Origin of the sequence: Prevotella sp. TCVGH (assembly GCF_023522295.1) — a bacterium.
In the GTDB taxonomy this organism is placed as follows: Bacteria; Bacteroidota; Bacteroidia; order Bacteroidales; family Bacteroidaceae; genus Prevotella; species Prevotella timonensis.
In genome coordinates this window covers 45,393-65,343 of record NZ_QFFX01000009.1, presented here as the reverse complement: position 1 = coordinate 65,343, position 19,951 = coordinate 45,393, and the positions used below count along the sequence as shown (strand labels likewise).

Here is a 19,951-nt window from a genome sequence, read left to right as displayed (position 1 = left end):
TGTCCATATGGAAAAAATTAAAGGATTTCTCTTTGCCGTACGACACAGAGAAATCCTAATGACCGATTTGGGTTAAACTATCAACTGTAAACGGCAGATAGCCTTGTGTTGATATAAAAAACAGAACGGACAGGCTGAACCGTCTAAAAGAAAAAATTGGGAGATGAGGCTACCTCATGGAGCCATTTGCTTTATAGTAGTGGTGATAACAGACGTACTATCGATTCCCAAAGGCGGTTGATGAAGGGACGATGGGTAAGGTCACTCAGCTTTTCTATCAGTACGCAAGCCTCTTGATCCTTGAAAAATACCTCCTTCATGCGTAAAGCTAATGACTGATCATAAAAGAAAATATTTGCTTCAAGATTGTTTTCGAAACTACGAAAATCAATGTTTGTCGACCCACAAGTACACAAATTGTCATCTGCCACTAACAACTTGGAGTGGTTGAAACCTTCAGTGTACAGGTACACTTTTACTCCTGCTTCTATCATAGTGGAAATATACGACCTACTTGCCCATTCCACAATCTTTACATCACTGTGCTTGGGAAGCATGAGCCTGACGTCAACACCAGCCACAGCTGCTGTTCTTAGGGCAAAAAGCACTGGCTCCGTGGGCAAGAAATAAGGCGTTTCCATAAACACGTAGTGTTGGGCTTGTAGCAAAATGCGTACATAACCTTGCATAATTTCGGGCCAAGGAGATATAGGACTGCTGGTAACTACTTGTGCGATACAGTTGTTAGAGATAGAAGTGTCCAGTGGGGGATAATATTTCTGACTACTAATAAGGGTGCGATTAACAAAATACCAGTCTACCAAGAAAGCCCGCTGAATGCCATAAACAGCACCTCCTCGAATACGAAGGTGGGTGTCTCGCCAAGGTTGAGATTTACTGCCACGCATATATCGCATCGCAATGTTCATTCCTCCAATAAATCCTATCTTACCGTCAATCACCGCTAATTTACGGTGGTTACGATAGTTTACCTTCCCTGTGAAAGCAGGAAAGTGAACGGGCATAAACGATCGAACGTCAACTCCACCAGCCCGAAGGCGTTCAAAATATCGTGACGGTACTTTCCAACAGCCCACATAGTCATAAATCATGCGCACTTCCACGCCCTCTGCGGCTTTGTCTATCAGTGCATCTGCAATGAGATTTGTCAATGCGTCGTCCTCAATGATATAGGATTCGATGTGGATATGGTCTTTTGCCTGCCCAATGGCTTTAAGCAAAGCTAAGAAAAAGTCGGCTCCTTCGACAAAGATATCCACCTCATTGTCTTTGAAAGGGAGGGCTGTGTTTTGATTTGTGAAGAGCTGTATTAGTGGTTGGTAGTGTGTAGGAAGTTTCAAATCTTTCTGAACGACAAACTCCAACATCGAACGTTTGGTTAGTTCATCCATGCTGCGCTGGCTCATGGAACGTTCTTTTCGTGTGTTTTGACCAAAGAAGAAATATAAAATAATGCCAACAATGGGGACAAATATCAAGACTAACAGCCATGCCATTGTTTTGGATGGTTGTCTATTGTCTAATAAAATCGTGATGATAGTTCCCAACACGATGACAATATAAATGGCAAGGATAATCCAATGAACGTAAATCATGATTTGTTCATTTGAAGATAAAATAGATTGATAGGTCTTAAGTTCATTATTTTAGTGATATTTCTAAATTGGCATTGGAGTATTTATCCTTTTGCCCAAATTGAAAGATGCCCCACAACAAGGTTGCTTATAATACATACATCGCTTACACAATGATGTGACTACCTAATTTCTTTGCCAGCGCATTACGAATTTGTTGCATGTCCTTGTATTCTGCTACTAATTCTTGTAGTCGTTCCGGGTCATTGGAGACCTGTCCAATCTGTTGCATCAAGTCTTTCAGATGCTGTTCCACATAATCCATGCGGAAGTCCATTAGCAGATGTATCGTATGGTTGCGTAGCGCCTCTTGGGCTTCTGTTGCCAACTGTGCCTCGTCCATGTACTGCAAATCTGAAGCAGGTTTCTCTTCTGCTATCAACTGATAGCGGTCTGTACTCATCTCCGTAGCCAGTTTGCTGACTTCAATATCTTCATGATGAATGAAATACGACTCGGCTACAAATCCTTCCTCACCGCTATGTTCTACAGCTTCGGTCAATATTCGATTTGAAATTTCATGGTCAAAATGCAAATTATCTTCCCGCAGAGAGTAGTCAATGAATTGAGCAACCGTTAGGTCGAAGAGTTGATGATTCTCATCTTCTACTTGCTCTAAAACCAATTGCTCGCCTTTTCTGATGATGAGTTGTACCAACATTTTTTCCACTTGTGACGCTTGCTCCATGGGCTGAGCCGTTGGTAGTTGAGGCGTTGGTTTGGAAGTATTGAGTGCTTCTATTTGTCGCCTTTCCTCTTTGGACATTTCTTCCCTATAGTTTCTGATGTATCGGTTCATGGTATTAATCAGCGTCTCTTCTTTCATACCAATGCGTCTGGCACAGTCTTGCGCATAGGTATCTCTTAAAACCTGATTGGGAACCACTGCGATGCTTCTTATAATAGAGTTGATTCCTTCCGATCGCTTGTAGGGGTCGGTCTCATTTTTCACCAATAAATCGGTCTTAAACTGTATAAAGTCTGTTTGGTGTTGTTCGATATAAGTCTTCAAGTCATCTGCTGTATGTTTCCGAGCAAAGCCATCAGGGTCTTCTCCATCGGGCAGCAACAGTATTTTGATGTTCATTCCTTCGCTTAGCAGCATGTCCATTCCTCGAAAGGCGGCATGGATTCCTGCAGCATCACCATCGTAGAGCAGGGTGATATTCGATGTGAAGCGATGCAAGATGTGTATTTGATGCAGGCTGAGTGCTGTTCCTGAGTTGGCTACCACGTTCTCAATGCCGCACTGGTGCATGGAGATAACATCGGTATATCCCTCTACCATGTACACCCAGTCTTCTTTGGCAATGGCTTTTTTGGCTTGATAGATTCCGTACAGCTCACGGTCTTTCTGGTAAATCTCTGAAGCTGGAGAGTTGACGTATTTCTGGTTCACCCCTTTGGTGCGTGCATCAAGCACACGACCGCCAAAGCCTACCACTTTTCCATTGAGTCCTATCCATGGAAAGATAACCCGACCAGCGTACCTGTCGATAAGGTCACCACGATCGTTTTGGTAGCAAATTCCTGTCTTTATCAAGAATTCTTTTTGATATCCCTTGCCAAGAGCAGCTTGCGCCAAAGCAAGTCGGTTGGGTAAGTCGTAACCCAACTGAAACTTTTGAATGATGTCGTCTCTGAAGCCACGATTTCTAAAATATTGCATCCCGATGGCTTGACCGTCAGGATGGTGATGCAACAGGTCACTGAAATAGCTGGCAGCCCATTCGTTGACAATGAACATGGATTCGCGTTCGCTTTGTTCTCTACGCTCTTCATCGCTCATTTCACGTTCTTGTATCTCGATATGATATTTACGAGCTAACCACCGCAAGGCTTCGGGATAAGTCATCTGTTCATGTTCCATGATGAAACTAACAGAATTACCTCCTTTTCCACAACCAAAACAGTGACAGGTGCCACGGGCTGGCGATACGAAAAACGAAGGTGTCTTTTCGTTATGGAATGGGCATAAACCTTTGTAGTTGGCTCCACTCTTGCGGAGAGTGACAAATTCGCCAACAACATCTACAATATTTGCAGCATCCTTAATTCGTTCAACCGTAACTCTGTCTATCATATCTTTAATAAAGTGTCGCTTTCAAATAATTCCTTAGGTTCTTTAGAGACGGAATCGTGTCTAAATTTGGTGCAAAAACGCTGCTGTAAATCTTTGGTATGTTTGCTGTGCTTGTTGCGTTAATGCACATTTACTGCAAAGATAGCGCAAGCCGAATACAGAGAAAATTTATTTTCTTTGTTAAGGCGCAGCCTATCTTCTGCAAAGATATATATAAAAAAGTAATAATGGAAAAAATGCGTGATAAAACATTTCTCGTTTTCTCTTTTCGTGGGGTAGAGGTAAAAATGTATTCAATGGCATGAGCTTGGTGGTAGTAACGTGTTGTCTGGTGGTATGCCATTGGGTAAGAAACTCATATCATTAGAACACCAAAACAGACTGTTTTGATGAGGAAAACAGTCTGTTTTCCAGTACAAAATAGGCTGTTTTGGTGTGTTGTTGGGATGAGTTGTAGCGACTATTCTTTTGGCTTATCTTTGTGGAGAAATGCGCATTTCTTTTCTATTTGTGCAATTAAGTAATCATTTATTTTGCGGACACTTAAAAAGTTCGTATTTTTGTGACGAGCTATTACCTTTTCGGGGGTGTATTTATCAATAAAATTTATCACATAAAATAATATCTATGAAGTTGAAAATTGTCGTACTTGCCAAGCAAGTACCAGACACAAGAAACGTGGGAAAGGATGCTATGACAGAGGCAGGAACAGTGAATCGTGCCGCTCTGCCAGCCATTTTTAACCCCGAAGATCTGAATGCCTTGGAGCAGGCACTGCGCCTTAAAGAACAAAATCCAGGCTCTACGGTGGGTGTGCTGACGATGGGACCTCCTCGAGCAGGTGAAATTATACGTCAGGGATTGTACCGTGGTGCAGATACGGGTTGGTTGTTGACCGACCGTTTGTTTGCAGGTGCTGACACATTAGCCACTTCTTATGCGCTTGCCACTGCCATTAAGAAAATAGGTGATGTAGACTTAGTGATTGGAGGTCGACAAGCGATTGATGGCGACACGGCACAAGTAGGGCCGCAGGTGGCACAAAAGTTAGGGCTTCATCAGGTTACTTACGCAGAAGAAATCATAAGAGTGGAGGACGGAGTGGCTACCATTCGACGCCAAATAGATGGTGGGGTAGAAACGGTTGAGGCTCCTTTACCAGTCGTAGTGACGGTGAATGGCAGTGCAGCACCTTGTCGTCCTTGTCATGCAAAACTGGTCATGAAGTACAAGTACGCCACTTGTCCGTTAGAGCGTAAGGGTGATGAAGCTTGGAGTGCGCTGTATGAAAAGCGTCCCTATTTAACGCTTACCCAATGGTCTGTGGCAGATGTAGACGGTGACCCAGCACAATGCGGTCTCTCTGGTTCGCCTACGAAGGTGAAGGCAGTACAAAATATTGTGTTTCAGGCAAAGGAGAGCAAGACGCTTACGGCAGCAGATAAGGATGTAGAAGCGTTGATGAAAGAGTTGATTGACGAAAAGATTATTGGATAAGTTTTTAGTTTGTCAGTTTTTTAGTTTTTAAGTTAAAAAACAAAATTGCCTCTTGCTAAGGTTTTTTTGTACTTAGAGAACTTAAAAACTCATAAACTCAAAAACTTATAAACTTAAGTATATATGAACAACGTATTTGTATATTGTGAGATAGAAGGTACAACTGTTGCCGAGGTATCTCAAGAATTGCTCACCAAAGGGCGCAAGCTGGCTACTCAGTTAGGCGTAGAGTTGCATGCCATGGCGATAGGTACCGGAATAAAAGGTAATGTAGAATCGCAAATTTTGCCTTATGGTGTCGACAAATTATTTGTGTTTGAGGGCGAAGGATTGTCTCCTTATACCTCAGCACCCCATACCGATATCATGGTAAAACTGTTTGAAGACGAGCAGCCACAGATTTGTTTAATGGGCGCTACTGTGATAGGTCGAGATCTTGGACCACGCGTATCCTCCTCGTTGACCAGTGGACTGACAGCCGACTGTACAGAACTCGAGATTGGTGATTACGAAGACCGTAAAGCCAAACGAGTATATAAAAACTTGCTGTATCAAATTCGCCCCGCCTTTGGAGGAAACATCGTTGCAACGATTGTCAACCCAGACCATCGGCCACAAATGGCTACTGTTCGTTCGGGGGTGATGCAAAAAGCACTCTATGACGGTAAGGCGAGGGGTGAAGTGGTTTACCCCGTGGTGACAGAATATGTGTCTCCTGCCGCTTATGCTGTACGAGTGATAGAGCGACATGTCGAAGAACCGAAGCATAACCTCAAGGGTGCTCCCATCGTAGTGGCAGGAGGATATGGTGTAGGAAGTAAAGAGGGATTTAATCTTTTGTTTGAATTGGCAGACGTGTTGCATGCCGAAGTAGGAGCGAGTCGTGCTGCCGTGGATGCTGGATGGATTGATACTGACAGACAGGTGGGACAAACTGGTGTTACGGTGCATCCCAAAGTTTATATTGCTTGTGGCATCTCAGGGCAAATTCAGCATATCTCGGGTATGCAAGATGCAGGAATCATTATCTCTATCAACACCGATCCAGACGCGCCTATCAATAAGATAGCCGACTATGTGATAACGGGTTCGGTAGAGGAAGTGGTACCCAAGATGATGAAATATTATAAAGAGAACAGCAAATAATTAAGAATAGCCTCTCCCTCACACCCTCCCTTTTGGGGAGGGGTAAGGGGAGAGGCTGATTATCAAACTATGTCAAATTACTATACCGACCATCCGGAGATAGCGTTTCACTTAGAACATCCGTTGATGAAGCGCATTGTTGAGCTCAAAGAGCGCAACTATGAAGATCAAGAGCATTTTGAAGATGCTCCAGTAAATTATGAAGATGCCATCGAGAACTACAAACGCATCTTAGAAATCACAGGCGATGTGGCTGCTAATATCATAGAACCCAACTCGGAAGCGGTCGACTTGGAAGGACCACACTTGGAGAATGGGCGCATGAAGTATGCCAGTAAGACGATAGAAAATATAAAAGCTACTCGTCAGGCAGGACTGTGGGGTTTGTCAATGCCACGTAGATATGGTGGATTGAACTTGCCTAATGTCACCTTTTCAATGTTGTCGGAGATGATAGCCGCAGCCGATGGAGGTTTTCAAACAGTATGGTCTTTACAATCGTGTATTGATACCTTGTATGAGTTTGGAACAGATGAGCAAAGAGAACGATTCATTCCTCGTGTCTGTGAGGGCGCAACCATGTCAATGGACTTAACAGAACCCGATGCTGGTTCGGATCTTCAGCGGGTGATGTTGAAAGCAACGTTCGATGAGAAGAACGATTGTTGGAGGCTCAATGGCGTAAAACGCTTTATTACCAATGGCGACTCGGATATTCATCTGGTGTTGGCACGCTCGGAAGAGGGAACAAAAGATGGTCGTGGCTTATCAATGTTCATCTATGATAAGCGAGACGGAGGCGTAGATGTGCGCCATATTGAAAACAAATTAGGAATACATGGCTCGCCAACTTGCGAGTTGGTGTACAAGAATGCCAAAGCCGAACTGTGTGGTTCTACAAGGTTAGGGCTTATCAAGTACGTCATGGCGTTGATGAATGGTGCTCGTTTGGGCATTGCGGCGCAGTCTGTAGGTGTGGCGCAAGAGGCATATAACGAAGCTGTGGCATATGCCAAAGAGCGTCAGCAGTTTGGACAGCCCATTATAGAGTTCCCTGCTGTGTATGATATGCTGTCGCGCATGAAAGCCAAACTGGATGCAGGTAGGTCTTTGTTGTATCAAACGGCAAGGTATGTTGATATATATAAAGCACTTGAGGATATTCAGCGAGACCGGAAACTCACACCCGAAGAGCGTGCAGAGATGAAGAAATACACACGTCTGGCAGATGCCTTTACACCTTTAGCTAAGGGAATGAACTCAGAATATGCAAATCAGAATGCTTATGATGCCATTAGTGTACACGGCGGTTCGGGCTTTATAATGGAATACAAGTGCCAACGTTTGTATCGTGATGCACGCATCTTCTCTATCTATGAAGGTACAACGCAAATGCAAGTAGTGGCTGCCATTCGTTATATTATGAACGGTACCTATCTCAATATCATGCGAGAAATGATAGAACAGCCAGTGAGTGAAGCTTTGACTCCTTTGCGTCAAAGGGTTGAAGCGATGCTCAGTCAGTACGAGGAGTCTATTGCTTTTGTGAAAGATGCCAACTGTCAAGAGACACAAGACTTCTTAGCACGTCGACTTTACAACATGACTGCCAATCTTGTGATGTCACTGCTAATACTTGATGATGCCACAAAAGCAGAAAACTTATTTGCTAAGAGTGCTCATGTGTTCGTGCGCCATGCCGAAGAAGAAAATGCAGGACACAGCCTCTTTATTAAAAACTTCACTCCGAGTGCGCTCACTTATTATCGTACCAGTGAGAAAGAAGTAACAGAATAATAATGTCTACTTATCAAAAAAGGCTGCACATCTTTACATGGTGCAGCCTTTTTTGATAAGTAGGATAAATGACGAATTAGAATTTGCAGGTGCCATACTTCTCGTACCTTATTTTAGCAAGTACAGGATAGTGGTCAGAAGGAAGACGATGCGTGTACTGTTGGAATTCTAACTCTTTAGGTGCATTTCCCGATTTCAACTTAGGCATCTTCTCATTTGCTGTCCAATAAGCGTCTGTGTGAATGGCATAATTGTTCACTTCGAACTTGTTTGATACGAAAATATGATCGATTCGGCTTTCTGATTTCATACTCGAATCAAAATCTTGGAATGTTCCATTCTCTGCAAATCGATGTTTTGCTGCCACATATGAATCTTTCAAGATGCCTGACTCGCTGAATATTTTGTAAATTTCATCATGCTGATCGACGTTAAAGTCGCCTGTAAGAATGACAGGGGCATTGTTGCCAGCAATCTCTTTAATCTTTTTAATCACCAATTTTGCAGCCTCACGCCGTGCAACAACACCCACATGATCCATGTGAAGATTAAAGAAATAGAAGGTAAGGTTCGTCTTCCAATCATGAAACTTTCCCCATGTGCAAATCCGAACACATGCAGCATCCCAACCGAGAACAGGCTTCTCTGGCGTTTCATTAAGCCAAAAGTTGCCGTTGTCCAAGCATTTTAACTTGTCCTTCTTATAGAAGATAGCCGAATGTTCGCCTTGTTCCTTTCCATCTTCACGACCGATGCCGATATAATCGTACTGGTCTAAGCCTCTTTTTAGATCTTCCAATTGATGTTTCAGACCTTCTTGAGTGCCAAATATGTCAGGTTGTTCAAAGTTTAGAAAGTCACATATCACTTGACATCTCTTAGTCCAGCCATTGCCTTCCTGTCGATCGTCCTCGTTGTCATAACGTAGATTGTAAGTTGCTACGAATAGATTTTGTGCTTGGATGCACAAAGATGCAGTCAAAATGAAAACTGTAAGTGCGTATTTCTTCATTGTTTTATGATTTAATAGTTCTGTTTGATGAATACAAAGGTAAATAATCTTCTTGAAAGGTACAAAGGGATAGTTTTCTTTTTAGATAGTAGGAAAGCATCTCATTGCAGAGGGTTCTTATGTTAGGGAGTTTCCTTATCCAGTCTTCTAACGGCTTTTAACATCTCTTATTCTTTCGCTTGTCTTCATGAGCGATGAAAAGCAGCAATCATGAGGTTAATCTCTTCATAAGTAACTGTTGGTAGGCAAAGTGCTTTGATCGCAGTCCTCCCGTTGTCAACACCTATCTTTTGGATTACTTGCTGAATATTTTGTATATGTTCTTGCTCCATGAAATCGTTGATGTCGATGACTCCTTGTTTTACAAAATATCCCAAATGCGTATAAATAGTAGAAGTAGTAAGCTTCCTCTCTGTCGCAATCTGTAAGGGTGTGAGTCCTCTCTTAAGAAGTTGAAGCGTAATATCCTTTGTATTTTCTTTTTTCTCTTTTTTCTTTTTGGTGCTTTTCGACCGTCGCTGGGGAGTTGGCGAAAGTTCGTCCAATGCCATGAGCAGTGCCTCTTGTTTGGCGCGTAAATAGTTTTCTGTGGTAAATCCGTTGGTGATGACCGTTTGCAATAGGTATTTTTTAGCTAAATACATTTCTCTCAAATCTGTGAGGTAATTGTCCAAACGGCGCATGGCAACTTTATTGTTCGACTTTACTTCCAAGGTTTGCTCAATCAAGTCCTCTAAATAGTGCTTTAGTGTCTTCTTGAAATAGTTAGCACTGGCAACTACTCTTTCAAGGAACTGTGGGTCGTGAATCTGTTCAATCGTTAATTGACTGATATACGTTGTCCATTTGTATGCAATGATAGTTACTTTCTCCTGTAGCTCTTTGACGGTGGATTTGTGGATTAAGATGAGTTTAGAATAGTTGTGGAAGAACTCTATGAGCAAACGACAAAGCATCTCTTCAGTTCGCCATATATCCATAAACTGAAACAATTCAATGAGTTGAAAACGCTCATAATCGTCCTTTAATCTTGGCAATTGTTCAATACTTTTGCGTGCTTCCTCGTCTTGTCGGTTAATATAATCCGCCACCCCTTGGTCGTTTATAATGGCTTCTGCTGTAATGGGGGAGGCCAATACCAGCCCTTCTAATGTCTTACATCTACTTAATGCCACATATACCTGCCCAGATGCAAACGATGAACCCGCATCAATAATGGCACGCTCGAAGGTAAGTCCTTGACTTTTGTGTATGGTAATCGCCCATGCCAAGCGCAAGGGATACTGACTAAATGTTCCCTGCACCGTTGGTTCTATCTCCTTTGTCCCTTCATTAATTTTATAAGTAGTGTTTTCCCACGTTTGTTTTTCTACGACAATAGAATGCTCATCGCCTGGGCAGAGTACCTCGATATGACTGTCGTCTAAGTAGATAATGTGTCCAATCTTACCATTATAGAACAAATGCTCTGCTGAACTATCGTTCTTAATGAACATCACTTGCGCACCCACTTTGAACACTAACGACTCACTTGTAGGATAGGAATATTCTGGAAATGTTCCTTTAATGCTTGCCATGTAATGATAGGCTTTTGCAGATAACTGTTCCAATCGCAAGTCATTATAGCTATCAGCCTTGTTATTGTGAGTGGTCAGACGGATATATCCCTCTTCCTGTCGGGGTTGAAAGTGAGGTTGATAACGCTCGTTCAGTACCTGTAAATCAGTTGGCGATAACGTGTTCTCGCGTAAATGATTGAGAATATTCAGGAAAGTCTCATCTTGTTGTCTATATACCTTTTGAAGTTGAATGGTCACATACGGAGTTTGTTGTAGAGCATGGCTGCCAAAAAAGTAGGGGGTATCATAATAAGGTCGTAGCAAGACTTCATCTGCTGGCGTTACCACAGGTGTAAGCTGTTGTAAATCGCCAATCATGAGCAGCTGTACCCCACCAAAAGGACGGTCGTGCTGTCTGTATCTTCGTAGCACCGCATCAATAGCATCCAGTAAATCACTGCGAACCATACTAATTTCATCGATAACCAGCATGTCAAGTGTTCGAATAATTTTGCGCTTCTCTTTACCAAAGTTATATCTTTCACGCACGGTTGCATTGGGTACAAAGGGAGATAGCGGCAACTGAAAAAACGAGTGAATGGTAACACCACCAGCGTTGATGGCAGCAACACCAGTAGGAGCAACAACGATTAAACGTTTGCCACTGTGCTTTTTCACCATCTTCAAAAAGGTTGTCTTGCCTGTTCCTGCCTTACCTGTAAGGAAAATGCTTTGCTCGGTATGCTCTACAAACTCCCAAGCAAGCTTTAGTTCTGTATTTTCTTCCATCGTTTTCTGTTGCCACCAACGTCTTTTGACTGTGAATCGTGATAATGCAAAGGTACAGAAAAATAATGATGTCTGCCAATCGGTTGCTTATCTTTCTTTCAATGGGGCATTGACACCTTGTTGCGCAGCATTTTCCAAAGAAACAATGTTAATAACTTGTAATTAGATTTACAAATGTTACAAAAGCTCAAAAATAGCGGTAAAGCCATACAGTTCTGCATTTTTTTTTGTAAATTTGCAATAAATACATTACATATAAATATTAGACTTATGATTTCAAAAAAATTACAAGATGCTCTCAATGAGCAAATCGTTGCTGAGATATATTCAGCCAATCTATATCTTTCTATGTCTTTCTATATGGAGAAAGAAGGCTTTGAAGGTTTTTCTACTTGGATGAAGAAACAATCTGCTGAAGAGATGGATCACGCATACCAAATGGCAAGCTTCATCATTAAGCGTGGTGGAGAGGCTGTAGTCAATCAGATACCTGCCGTAAAGCAAAAATGGTCTACTCCATTAGAGGCATTTGAAGACACTTATAAGCATGAGTGCCACGTGAGTCAACTGATTGATAAGTTGCTTGAATTGGCAATTTCGGAACACGACAATGCCAGCCAAGACTTCTTGTGGCAGTTTGTTCGCGAGCAAGTAGAAGAGGAAGCGACAGCCAGTGGCATTGTAGATAGAATTAAGCGTATGGGCGATTCCGCTATTTTCAACCTTGACCAGCAATACGGTTCACGCGCTTAAGTAAGTGAAATATTCACCCATATAGCAATAATATGTAGGGGGAATTGCGATTGGCAACACAATCCTTTTCCTCCTTTTCTTTTGTTTTTTCGGCGAACAATTGTAAAGTAAAATGACAAAAAACAGCCACTTTTATTTTTGCGAAATAGAATCAGAATTTCATTAAATGAGCAAAAGAACGGTTGAAAATTTGGGAAAAACTTGCTGTAACATTACAATAGAGTGGTTAATGTAATGACTTTCTGTCGTTAACTCATTAACCTAAGCTTGTTATTCTCATGCTTCAGTACGATTAAAGCATGCAAATAGGGAGGGAAAATAAACTATTTTGCCCTTATAAGATAGCTCTAATGCGAGTGAAAATATGTGGTATTACGCTAACGTATTGATTTATAAAAACTTATGTTTCTTGCTCAAAACTCGCGTATTTCTCACCGACAACAGGTTTGGTTCAAAATATTGAAGTTATGAGCGTGCTGTTGTTAAGATTTTTCATAATAAAATGGTTCGCCTTTTCAACTGTCATTGGTGAACTTTTGAGCTTGTTTTCCTGTGTTAGAAAAATATGACGAATCATGAATGATTCCATGGAACATGAAGATGTGATAAGTACCAATCCTTTTGCGGTAACTCTTTTGAAGTGGTTTCAAGAGTACGGACGTAGTTTGCCGTGGCGTGAGACCACCGACCCTTATGCCATTTGGCTCAGTGAAATCATCCTTCAACAGACACGAGTGCAGCAAGGGTGGGACTATTGGGAGCGATTCATGCACCGTTTTCCCCATGTCGAGGACTTGGCATCAGCCACTCAAGACGAGGTGTTGCGGCTGTGGCAAGGTTTAGGATATTATAGTAGGGCACGTCATCTCCATGAGGCAGCCAAGCAAGTGGTAGCCTTGGGGCATTTTCCGAATACCATGAGCGAACTCAAAGCCATGAAAGGTGTGGGCGACTATACGGCAGCGGCTATTGGTTCTATTGCTTTTGGATTGCCAGTAGCGGTAGTCGATGGGAATGTTTACCGGGTTTTGTCTCGCTATTTTGGTATCTCGACTCCGATTAATACGACTGAAGGACAGAAAGAGTTTGCCGAGTTGGCACAGTCGCTCTTGCCTACGTCAGCCCCTTCGGCATATAATCAAGCCATTATGGACTTTGGAGCCATACAGTGTACTCCCACGTCTCCTCGCTGTTTAATCTGTCATTTGGCAGATAGCTGCGAGGCTTTGCGAAGCGGTAAGACAGCCGAACTACCTGTGAAGCTAAGAAAATTGAAAATCAAAAAACGTCATTTTTCATATATTTATCTCAGGTGTCAGGGCATGACAGCCTTTCACAAGCGTTCAGCTGGAGATATTTGGCAAGGGTTGTGGGAGCCTTTACTGATAGAAAATGCTGATTTGCCCGTATTTTCAGCGCCCCTATCGTTAATTAAAAAAGGGGTGAAACATGTGTTGACGCATCGAGTTTTGACAGCCGACTTTTATCTGGTGGAGTTGAACCAAAGACCTTCGTTGCCAGAAGATTATATTTGGATTCCCGAAGATGAATTGGATCAATATGCCTTGCCGCGGCTCATAGAAATATTGTTGGCATCGCTTCCTGCGTGATGGGCGTGGCTTTTCTTAGTTTCTAATGAGTCTATTTGAACCTCCTCCACCGTCTTTACCAATTTTACACTGTCTTTTCCGAACATAAAGCCAATCCGAACGATACGTCCAAATTGCGCACTTCCTTTAACTTTCAATGGACGAAGTTTGGCGTATGTCATGGTGTCGCGTCGCGAAGGGTAGGAAATTAACTGGAGGAATTGGCGGGTAGAACCCTCACCAATCACAAAAATATCGGCACTGTCTACCGTTTTCGACACATCCTTTGATAAGCTTTTGTGCGACAAAGCAGTATCTTCTGGTTCGAAAACCGATGCGGCTACCGTGTCGCCAAGGTCAGAAGACGGTGCAAATTTGCAGGAGGTTGAAAGCGATAGGACAACCCATAACAGGGGAAAAAATAATACGAGTTTCTTCATTACGTTGGGTTCAGTGGCGTGGAACTAACTTTTTTAAGCACTGTGTATCACCACTTAGGTTCTACACAGGGGCTGATTGTCGTTGACGGCATGCAAATATAGTTAGTTTTGGGTAGACCAGCAAATATAAAAACACAGAAGTTATGGTTGCCATTTCATTCTCTAAATACCAAAAGTTTGCCATCCTTCCGAAATAAACTTGTTATTGCTGCATTGATGGGGGTGTGGATCAAGGTAGCTTTTGTCATGCCAAGATAGTGGATAGCAATTGTAGAGTGAGCCTTCGTGTGCTGTAACTCGAACACTCACTCAAGTCTATTGATCGGTTGTTGCTTCATTTTGCGGCAATACCTCCTGTTGTTTCTCTTGCGTCACATATTTTTTCCAATACGCTATCAATAGGGTTGTCAATGGCAGCGCAACAATCAAGCCAATGAATCCAAGCAGTGTTCCCCAAATAGAGAGCGACAGAAGTAAGATAGCTGGATTTAAGTTCATGGCCTTTCCCATAATTTTTGGGGTGAGAACAGTATCGCTAATCACCTGTACAATGAGGAATACAAGGAGCGAGAGACCAAATACAATCAAGAAATTCTGACCTGTATCTGCGGCTTTTAGCATGGCAAGGAATGCCATTGGCACGAGAGCTAAGGTGTGTAGATAAGGTACCAAATTCATCAGCCCCATCATAATGCCCAAAGCAATGGCCATAGGAAAATCAATAATGGTTAGACCTATTCCGAAAAGGATTCCCAAACAGAGGGAGACTAAGCCTTGTCCACGGATGTAATTGTTAAGTTCACGCTCAACATCTTGCATCAACTCTGACCAAAATGGTCGATTCTTTTTGGGGAAAATGCGAATCCAGTTATCCGTTAGGAATTCATAATCTTGTAAGATAAAGAACGTATAAAGTAAGGTAATCAATGAGGCTACCACGCTGATGATAATGCTTGCCGTTTGTCCTACAATACTAAATAGCTTGGGCATGGTAGTCTTCACCAGCTCACTAAAGTCTTTACTCTTCATGAATTTCTCGATTCCAGCTTGGTTTTTTTCTACCCATTGTGAGATATAGGTACCGAAGTCGTTGCTATGAGTTGTCTGACTAATCCAATTATTTAGAATATTATTGAGTTTATCTATCTGTTCAATCATCGAAGGAATGATAGCATAAACCACACCAGCCATGATTCCAAGCACAGCTAACATGGTGATGATGATTGCAAGGGCTCTCACTCTAACATGCATTTTATATTGCACAAATTTTACAAGCGGGTATAAGAGATAAGCAAAAAGCCAAGCAATAAAAAAGGGAAGTAATACACCGCTAAGATAATTGACAAGGTAGAAAACCACTATGATTAGTAATATGGTGGTTGAAATTCTGATAAACCTATCAAAAGTGATTTCTTGTTTCTTCATAATATAAAATATGTGTACATTGATTTTCTAAACTTCAAAAGATTGCAAACCACAGGTAAGTCATAAAATATCATTGTTCTTCCTGCAAAGCTCTTTGATAACACTCTCTACATAGTGGTTCGTAGGTTTGCTTCTCACCTAAGAGCACCCTTTTATCATTGTCCACTAATCGGTGGCTAATGTATGCCAAAGCTCCACACTTCACACAGATGGCATGTACTTTCACAACTTCGTCAGCAATCGCACATAATCCAGGAATAGGTCCAAAGGGCTTCCCTTGAAAGTCCATATCAAGGCCTGCCACAATCACTCGAACGCCTTTGTTGGCCAATTGATTGCAAACATCGATGAGTCCTTGGTCTAAAAATTGTGCTTCATCAATCCCGACGACATCGATGTTTGATGCCAATAATAAGATAGATGATGAGGTATCTATAGGTGTGGACGGAATAGTATTCTGGTCATGACTCACTACATCTTCTGCAGAATAGCGTACATCCATTGCAGGTTTGAAGATTTCAACTCGTTGTTTTGCAAACTTAGCACGTTTCATACGGCGAATCAATTCTTCTGTCTTGCCAGAAAACATTGATCCGCAAATAACCTCTATTCTTCCAGGGCGATGAGATTCGCCAGTCACATAGTCTATCATTATAAATATAAATAAGCAAAACCACTGCTAATCAGTCAAAAATTCTTCTTAGGAGCGTACTTATATTATTGCAAAAATACGAATAGGATTTAAAAAATGCAAAGAAATTGAACGTTTTTTTGCTTGTGTTGATAATTTAACTATATTTGTCCCATATATGGGAGTATTGTATATTGTACCCACGCCAGTTGGGAATATGGAAGATATGACAATGCGAGCAATTCGTATTCTGAATGAGGTAGACCTCATTTTGGCTGAAGATACTCGTACGTCGAGCAAACTTCTGAAACATTATGATATTCAGAATCGTTTACTGTCACACCATAAATTCAACGAACACGGAACCACTGCAGGAATTGTGGAGCGTCTGAAAGCGGGTCAAACTATTGCTCTCATTAGTGATGCAGGTACACCAGGGATAAGCGATCCTGGCTTTCTGCTGGCTCGAGAAGCCTCTAAAGCGGGTATTACCGTCCAAACATTGCCTGGAGCAACAGCGTGTATACCTGCCATAGTGTCATCAGGATTGCCCTGTGACCGTTTCTGTTTCGAAGGCTTTCTGCCACCAAAAAAAGGTCGACAGACGCATTTAGAATCTTTGAGAGATGAGGCTCGAACGATGATATTTTATGAATCGCCCTACCGATTATTGAAAACGTTGCAACAATTCTCCGACCTCTTTGGTCCTGAGCGTCAGGTCAGCGTAGCTCGAGAAATCTCTAAGGTGCACGAAGAGAGTGTCAGAGGAACCATGGAAGAAGTAATTAACCATTTTAAGAATACTGCGCCACGTGGCGAAATTGTCATTGTAGTAGCAGGTAAAACAAAGAACAAGAAATCAAAAACAGAAGAGATATGAAAAAATTATTAAGTGTAACCCTTATTGCCATACTGTCTTTGGCTTTCGTAGGATGTCAAGGCAATAAGCAATCTGCTGATTCTGCAGAAAGAGCACAAACCGATTCATTGAGACAGGTCATTAGTCAAAAAGACAATGAAATTAACGACATGATGGGAACCCTCAACGAAATTCAGGACGGTTTTAATGAGATTAATGCCGCTGAAAATCGTGTCACCATCGCCAAAGGTGGGGAAGGAGCCAACAAAGAGCAACAAATTCGAGAAAACATTCAGTTCATTGCTAAAACGATGAAACATAATCGAGAATTAATTGCTAAGTTACGCAACCAGTTAAAACAGAGTTCTGTGAAGGGAGATGCCCTTAAAAACACTTTGGAAAGTCTTTCAAAGCAGTTGGAAGAAAAAGACAAACAACTTCAACAAATGCGTGCCGAGCTTGATGCCAAAGATATTCACATTACCGAATTGGATGAGGCCATCAACAATTTACACACGAATGTAAACAATTTAGCTAACGAAAGTTCTAAAAAATCGCAGGTTATCAACAGTCAGGACAAGCAGTTGAACACCGCTTGGTTTGTTTTTGGTACTCGTAAAGAGCTGAAAGAGCAGCGCATTATTGAAGGTGATAAGGTGTTGCAGTCCAACTTCAATAAAAATTACTTCACGAAAATTGACATTCGTGTCGATAAAGAAATCAAGTTATACTCTAAGTATGCAAAGCTATTGACAATGCATCCTTCAAGCAGTTACATCTTGCAACGTGACGCTAATAAGCAATATACATTGAAAATTACCAATCCTGAGATTTTCTGGAGCACCAGTAAATATTTGGTTATCTTAGTGAAATAGCACTTTCTTGACGGGCATTTCTCCCGAATAGAGCAGTGTCTTTTATAAAAAACAAATCCTCTTCATCTGTATGAGCAGTTGGAGAGGATTTGCTTTTTCGTACACATATAATAATAGGTGTGCATCAACGTTGATTAGTTAAAGATTTTCAATCTCTCCTCCTCTTAAAAAAAAGTTGCATGAGTGCCATACAATCCTCTCTGAGTACGCCATTTGTAACTTCAGCTTTGGGATGCAACACTTTCGGGGCATATCGTTTGAATCCCCGTTTGTCATCGCTGGCACCATACACGACACGAGATAATTGTGCCCATCCACACGCACTTGCACACATAGGACATGGTTCAATGGTCACATATAAGGTGCAATCGGTGAGATATTTCCCTCCCAATTGGTTAGTTGCGGCTGTAATGGCGAGCATCTCTGCATGTGCCGTCACATCGTGTAGCCTCTCTGTGAGGTTGTGTGCTCTGGAGATGATTTGCCCCTTGCACACAACAACAGCACCAATAGGAATTTCGCCTTCGTCGAAAGCGGCTTGCGCTTCGATTAAAGCCTTTCGCATAAAGTATTCATCTCGTTTCAGTTCTTCTTCTGTTGCCATAGTGTATCACGATTGTTTGCATACAAATTTAATATAATCTTTTTGATGTGAACCAGAAAAAGCGTATTTTTGCAAATAAGACAATGATTACCTTGATATGGCACAGCATAATGAATTAGGTAAATGGGGGGAAGAGCAAGCCGTTGCTTTCTTGCATCAGAAGGGATATACCATTCGTGAATGTGATTGGAAGCAAGGGAGTCGTGATATTGATATCATTGCGCTGACGCCCGATGGAATCACGTGTGTCTTTGTAGAAGTAAAGACACGGCGTGACGATGAGGTTACTTTGCCTTCAGAGGCGGTTGACCTAAAAAAGATGAGAAATATAGGTTTTGCAGCCGATGCTTATGTCAAACTCCATCACATACAAGAGGAATTAAGGTTCGATATCATCTCCGTGGTAGGAACAAGTGATACTACCATGCAAATAGAACATCTTGTGGATGCTTTTAACCCTGTTCTTCTGTGACGATGATGACCCGCAAGCTCATACAGTTGGATACCATTGGCTCTACCAATGTTTACCTATCCGAGCATGCCTCAATGTTTCAAGAAGACATGGTGGTTGTGGTAGCGGATTATCAAACCAGTGGTAAGGGGCAAGGTCATCACACTTGGGAGAGCGAATCAGGTAAAAATCTATTGTTCTCAATCTTAATTCATCCGCATCACGTCCCCATTCATCGCCAATTTTTGTTGTCTATGGCAGGTGCATTGTCTATTAAACGGGTCTTGGATGAGTATGTAGATGATATTTCATTGAAGTGGCCAAATGATATTTATTGGCGAGATAGCAAACTGTGTGGGACCTTAATAGAGAATACTGTTGATTCGCAAGGCATCAAAAATAGCATCTTCGGTATTGGTTTGAATGTTAATCAATCCAGATTCTTGAGCGATGCACCTAATCCGATCTCACTTTTTCAGATTCTAAAGCATGAAGTGAATCGAGAAAAATTGTTAGAGCAGCTCATAGATTCATTTGCAAGACAGATTGGCTTGCTTTCAGTTGACCCTCAAAAATATGTGGTCAAGCCTTATCATGAGTCGCTGTATCGCAAAGGGGAAGCGCATCTCTACCAAGATTCTAATGGAATCTTTATGGCTATTCTTGAAGGGGTGAATGAGCAAGGGCAATTACTTTTAAGAGATGAGCAAGGGCATTTGCGTACTTATTCGTTCAAAGAAGTAGCATTTATTCATACGAAGAAGAAAAATTATTAAAATATTAAAT

General features: G+C 41.8%; 17 protein-coding genes. 9 read left to right on the top strand and 8 right to left on the bottom strand.

Translation table 11 applies throughout. The features are described 5' to 3' along the window. Nucleotides 1-191: 191 nt before the first annotated feature. Both cls and dnaG read right to left on the bottom strand, forming a co-directional pair. Complete coding sequence (gene cls / locus DEM91_RS03045; RefSeq protein ID WP_249857959.1) at nt 192-1,616, bottom strand: cardiolipin synthase; 1,425 nt, start codon at nt 1,614-1,616, stop codon at nt 192-194. A gap of 145 nt (nt 1,617-1,761) precedes the next feature. Then, complete coding sequence (gene dnaG / locus DEM91_RS03040; RefSeq protein ID WP_249857958.1) at nt 1,762-3,738, bottom strand: DNA primase; 1,977 nt, start codon at nt 3,736-3,738, stop codon at nt 1,762-1,764. A 627-nt stretch (nt 3,739-4,365) separates the two neighbouring features. Here dnaG and DEM91_RS03035 point away from each other — a divergent pair. From DEM91_RS03035 to DEM91_RS03025, 3 genes are all read left to right on the top strand, one after another. Beyond that, nucleotides 4,366-5,235 (top strand): electron transfer flavoprotein subunit beta/FixA family protein, encoded by an 870-nt coding sequence (locus DEM91_RS03035; RefSeq protein WP_249857957.1) that lies wholly within the window; start codon nt 4,366-4,368, stop codon nt 5,233-5,235. Between the two features lie 123 nt (nt 5,236-5,358). After that, nucleotides 5,359-6,381, top strand: coding sequence for an electron transfer flavoprotein subunit alpha/FixB family protein (locus tag DEM91_RS03030; protein ID WP_249857956.1), 1,023 nt, complete (start codon nt 5,359-5,361; stop codon nt 6,379-6,381). A gap of 69 nt (nt 6,382-6,450) precedes the next feature. Then, on the top strand, nt 6,451-8,178 hold the full coding sequence (locus tag DEM91_RS03025) for an acyl-CoA dehydrogenase family protein (protein WP_249857955.1): 1,728 nt from the start codon (nt 6,451-6,453) through the stop codon (nt 8,176-8,178). 76 nt (nt 8,179-8,254) lie between these two features. On the opposite strand, the gene DEM91_RS03020 is transcribed toward DEM91_RS03025, so the two are convergent. Both DEM91_RS03020 and DEM91_RS03015 read right to left on the bottom strand, forming a co-directional pair. Next, a complete protein-coding gene (locus tag DEM91_RS03020) occupies nt 8,255-9,190 on the bottom strand; it encodes an endonuclease/exonuclease/phosphatase family protein (RefSeq protein ID WP_249857954.1) in 936 nt (311 codons plus the stop codon). A 185-nt stretch (nt 9,191-9,375) separates the two neighbouring features. Then, the gene (locus DEM91_RS03015) at nt 9,376-11,538 is read right to left on the bottom strand and encodes a helix-turn-helix domain-containing protein (protein WP_249857953.1); all 2,163 of its coding nucleotides are present in this window, start codon (nt 11,536-11,538) and stop codon (nt 9,376-9,378) included. Between the two features lie 270 nt (nt 11,539-11,808). Between DEM91_RS03015 and DEM91_RS03010 the strand changes: the two genes are divergently transcribed. Both DEM91_RS03010 and mutY read left to right on the top strand, forming a co-directional pair. Next, nucleotides 11,809-12,291 carry a ferritin gene (locus DEM91_RS03010; RefSeq protein ID WP_025071969.1) on the top strand — a complete coding sequence of 161 codons (483 nt, stop codon included), beginning with the start codon at nt 11,809-11,811 and terminating at the stop codon, nt 12,289-12,291. A 575-nt stretch (nt 12,292-12,866) separates the two neighbouring features. Then, nucleotides 12,867-13,901, top strand: a complete 1,035-nt coding sequence (mutY, locus tag DEM91_RS03005; RefSeq protein WP_249857952.1) for an A/G-specific adenine glycosylase — start codon at nt 12,867-12,869, stop codon at nt 13,899-13,901. Here the strand turns inward: mutY and DEM91_RS03000 are convergent. The 3 genes from DEM91_RS03000 to DEM91_RS02990 all read right to left on the bottom strand — a co-directional run bounded on the left by DEM91_RS03000 (nt 13,847) and on the right by DEM91_RS02990 (nt 16,397). Further along, complete coding sequence (locus DEM91_RS03000; protein WP_249857951.1) at nt 13,847-14,320, bottom strand: hypothetical protein; 474 nt, start codon at nt 14,318-14,320, stop codon at nt 13,847-13,849. The two genes, mutY and DEM91_RS03000, sit on opposite strands and share 55 nt — an antisense overlap. A 315-nt stretch (nt 14,321-14,635) precedes the next feature. Beyond that, nucleotides 14,636-15,745, bottom strand: coding sequence for an AI-2E family transporter (locus DEM91_RS02995; protein ID WP_249857950.1), 1,110 nt, complete (start codon nt 15,743-15,745; stop codon nt 14,636-14,638). A 70-nt stretch (nt 15,746-15,815) separates the two neighbouring features. Beyond that, nucleotides 15,816-16,397, bottom strand: a complete 582-nt coding sequence (locus DEM91_RS02990; protein ID WP_028901285.1) for a thymidine kinase — start codon at nt 16,395-16,397, stop codon at nt 15,816-15,818. A gap of 157 nt (nt 16,398-16,554) precedes the next feature. Here DEM91_RS02990 and rsmI point away from each other — a divergent pair, with 157 nt between their 5' ends. Further along, nucleotides 16,555-17,256, top strand: a complete 702-nt coding sequence (gene rsmI, locus DEM91_RS02985) for a 16S rRNA (cytidine(1402)-2'-O)-methyltransferase (protein ID WP_025073016.1) — start codon at nt 16,555-16,557, stop codon at nt 17,254-17,256. Continuing rightward, the gene (locus DEM91_RS02980) at nt 17,253-18,110 is read left to right on the top strand and encodes a hypothetical protein (protein ID WP_249857949.1); all 858 of its coding nucleotides are present in this window, start codon (nt 17,253-17,255) and stop codon (nt 18,108-18,110) included. The genes rsmI and DEM91_RS02980 overlap by 4 nt, the downstream gene beginning before the upstream one ends. A gap of 148 nt (nt 18,111-18,258) precedes the next feature. Here the strand turns inward: DEM91_RS02980 and DEM91_RS02975 are convergent, their stop codons facing one another. Continuing rightward, nucleotides 18,259-18,714 (bottom strand): nucleoside deaminase, encoded by a 456-nt coding sequence (locus DEM91_RS02975; RefSeq protein ID WP_249857948.1) that lies wholly within the window; start codon nt 18,712-18,714, stop codon nt 18,259-18,261. Between the two features lie 97 nt (nt 18,715-18,811). Between DEM91_RS02975 and DEM91_RS02970 the strand changes: the two genes are divergently transcribed. Together DEM91_RS02970 and DEM91_RS02965 are read left to right on the top strand one after the other, a co-directional pair. Next, on the top strand, nt 18,812-19,186 hold the full coding sequence (locus DEM91_RS02970; RefSeq protein WP_008122860.1) for a YraN family protein: 375 nt from the start codon (nt 18,812-18,814) through the stop codon (nt 19,184-19,186). Between the two features lie 2 nt (nt 19,187-19,188). Continuing rightward, nucleotides 19,189-19,941 carry a biotin--[acetyl-CoA-carboxylase] ligase gene (locus tag DEM91_RS02965; RefSeq protein WP_249857947.1) on the top strand — a complete coding sequence of 251 codons (753 nt, stop codon included), beginning with the start codon at nt 19,189-19,191 and terminating at the stop codon, nt 19,939-19,941. Nucleotides 19,942-19,951: the final 10 nt, after the last annotated feature.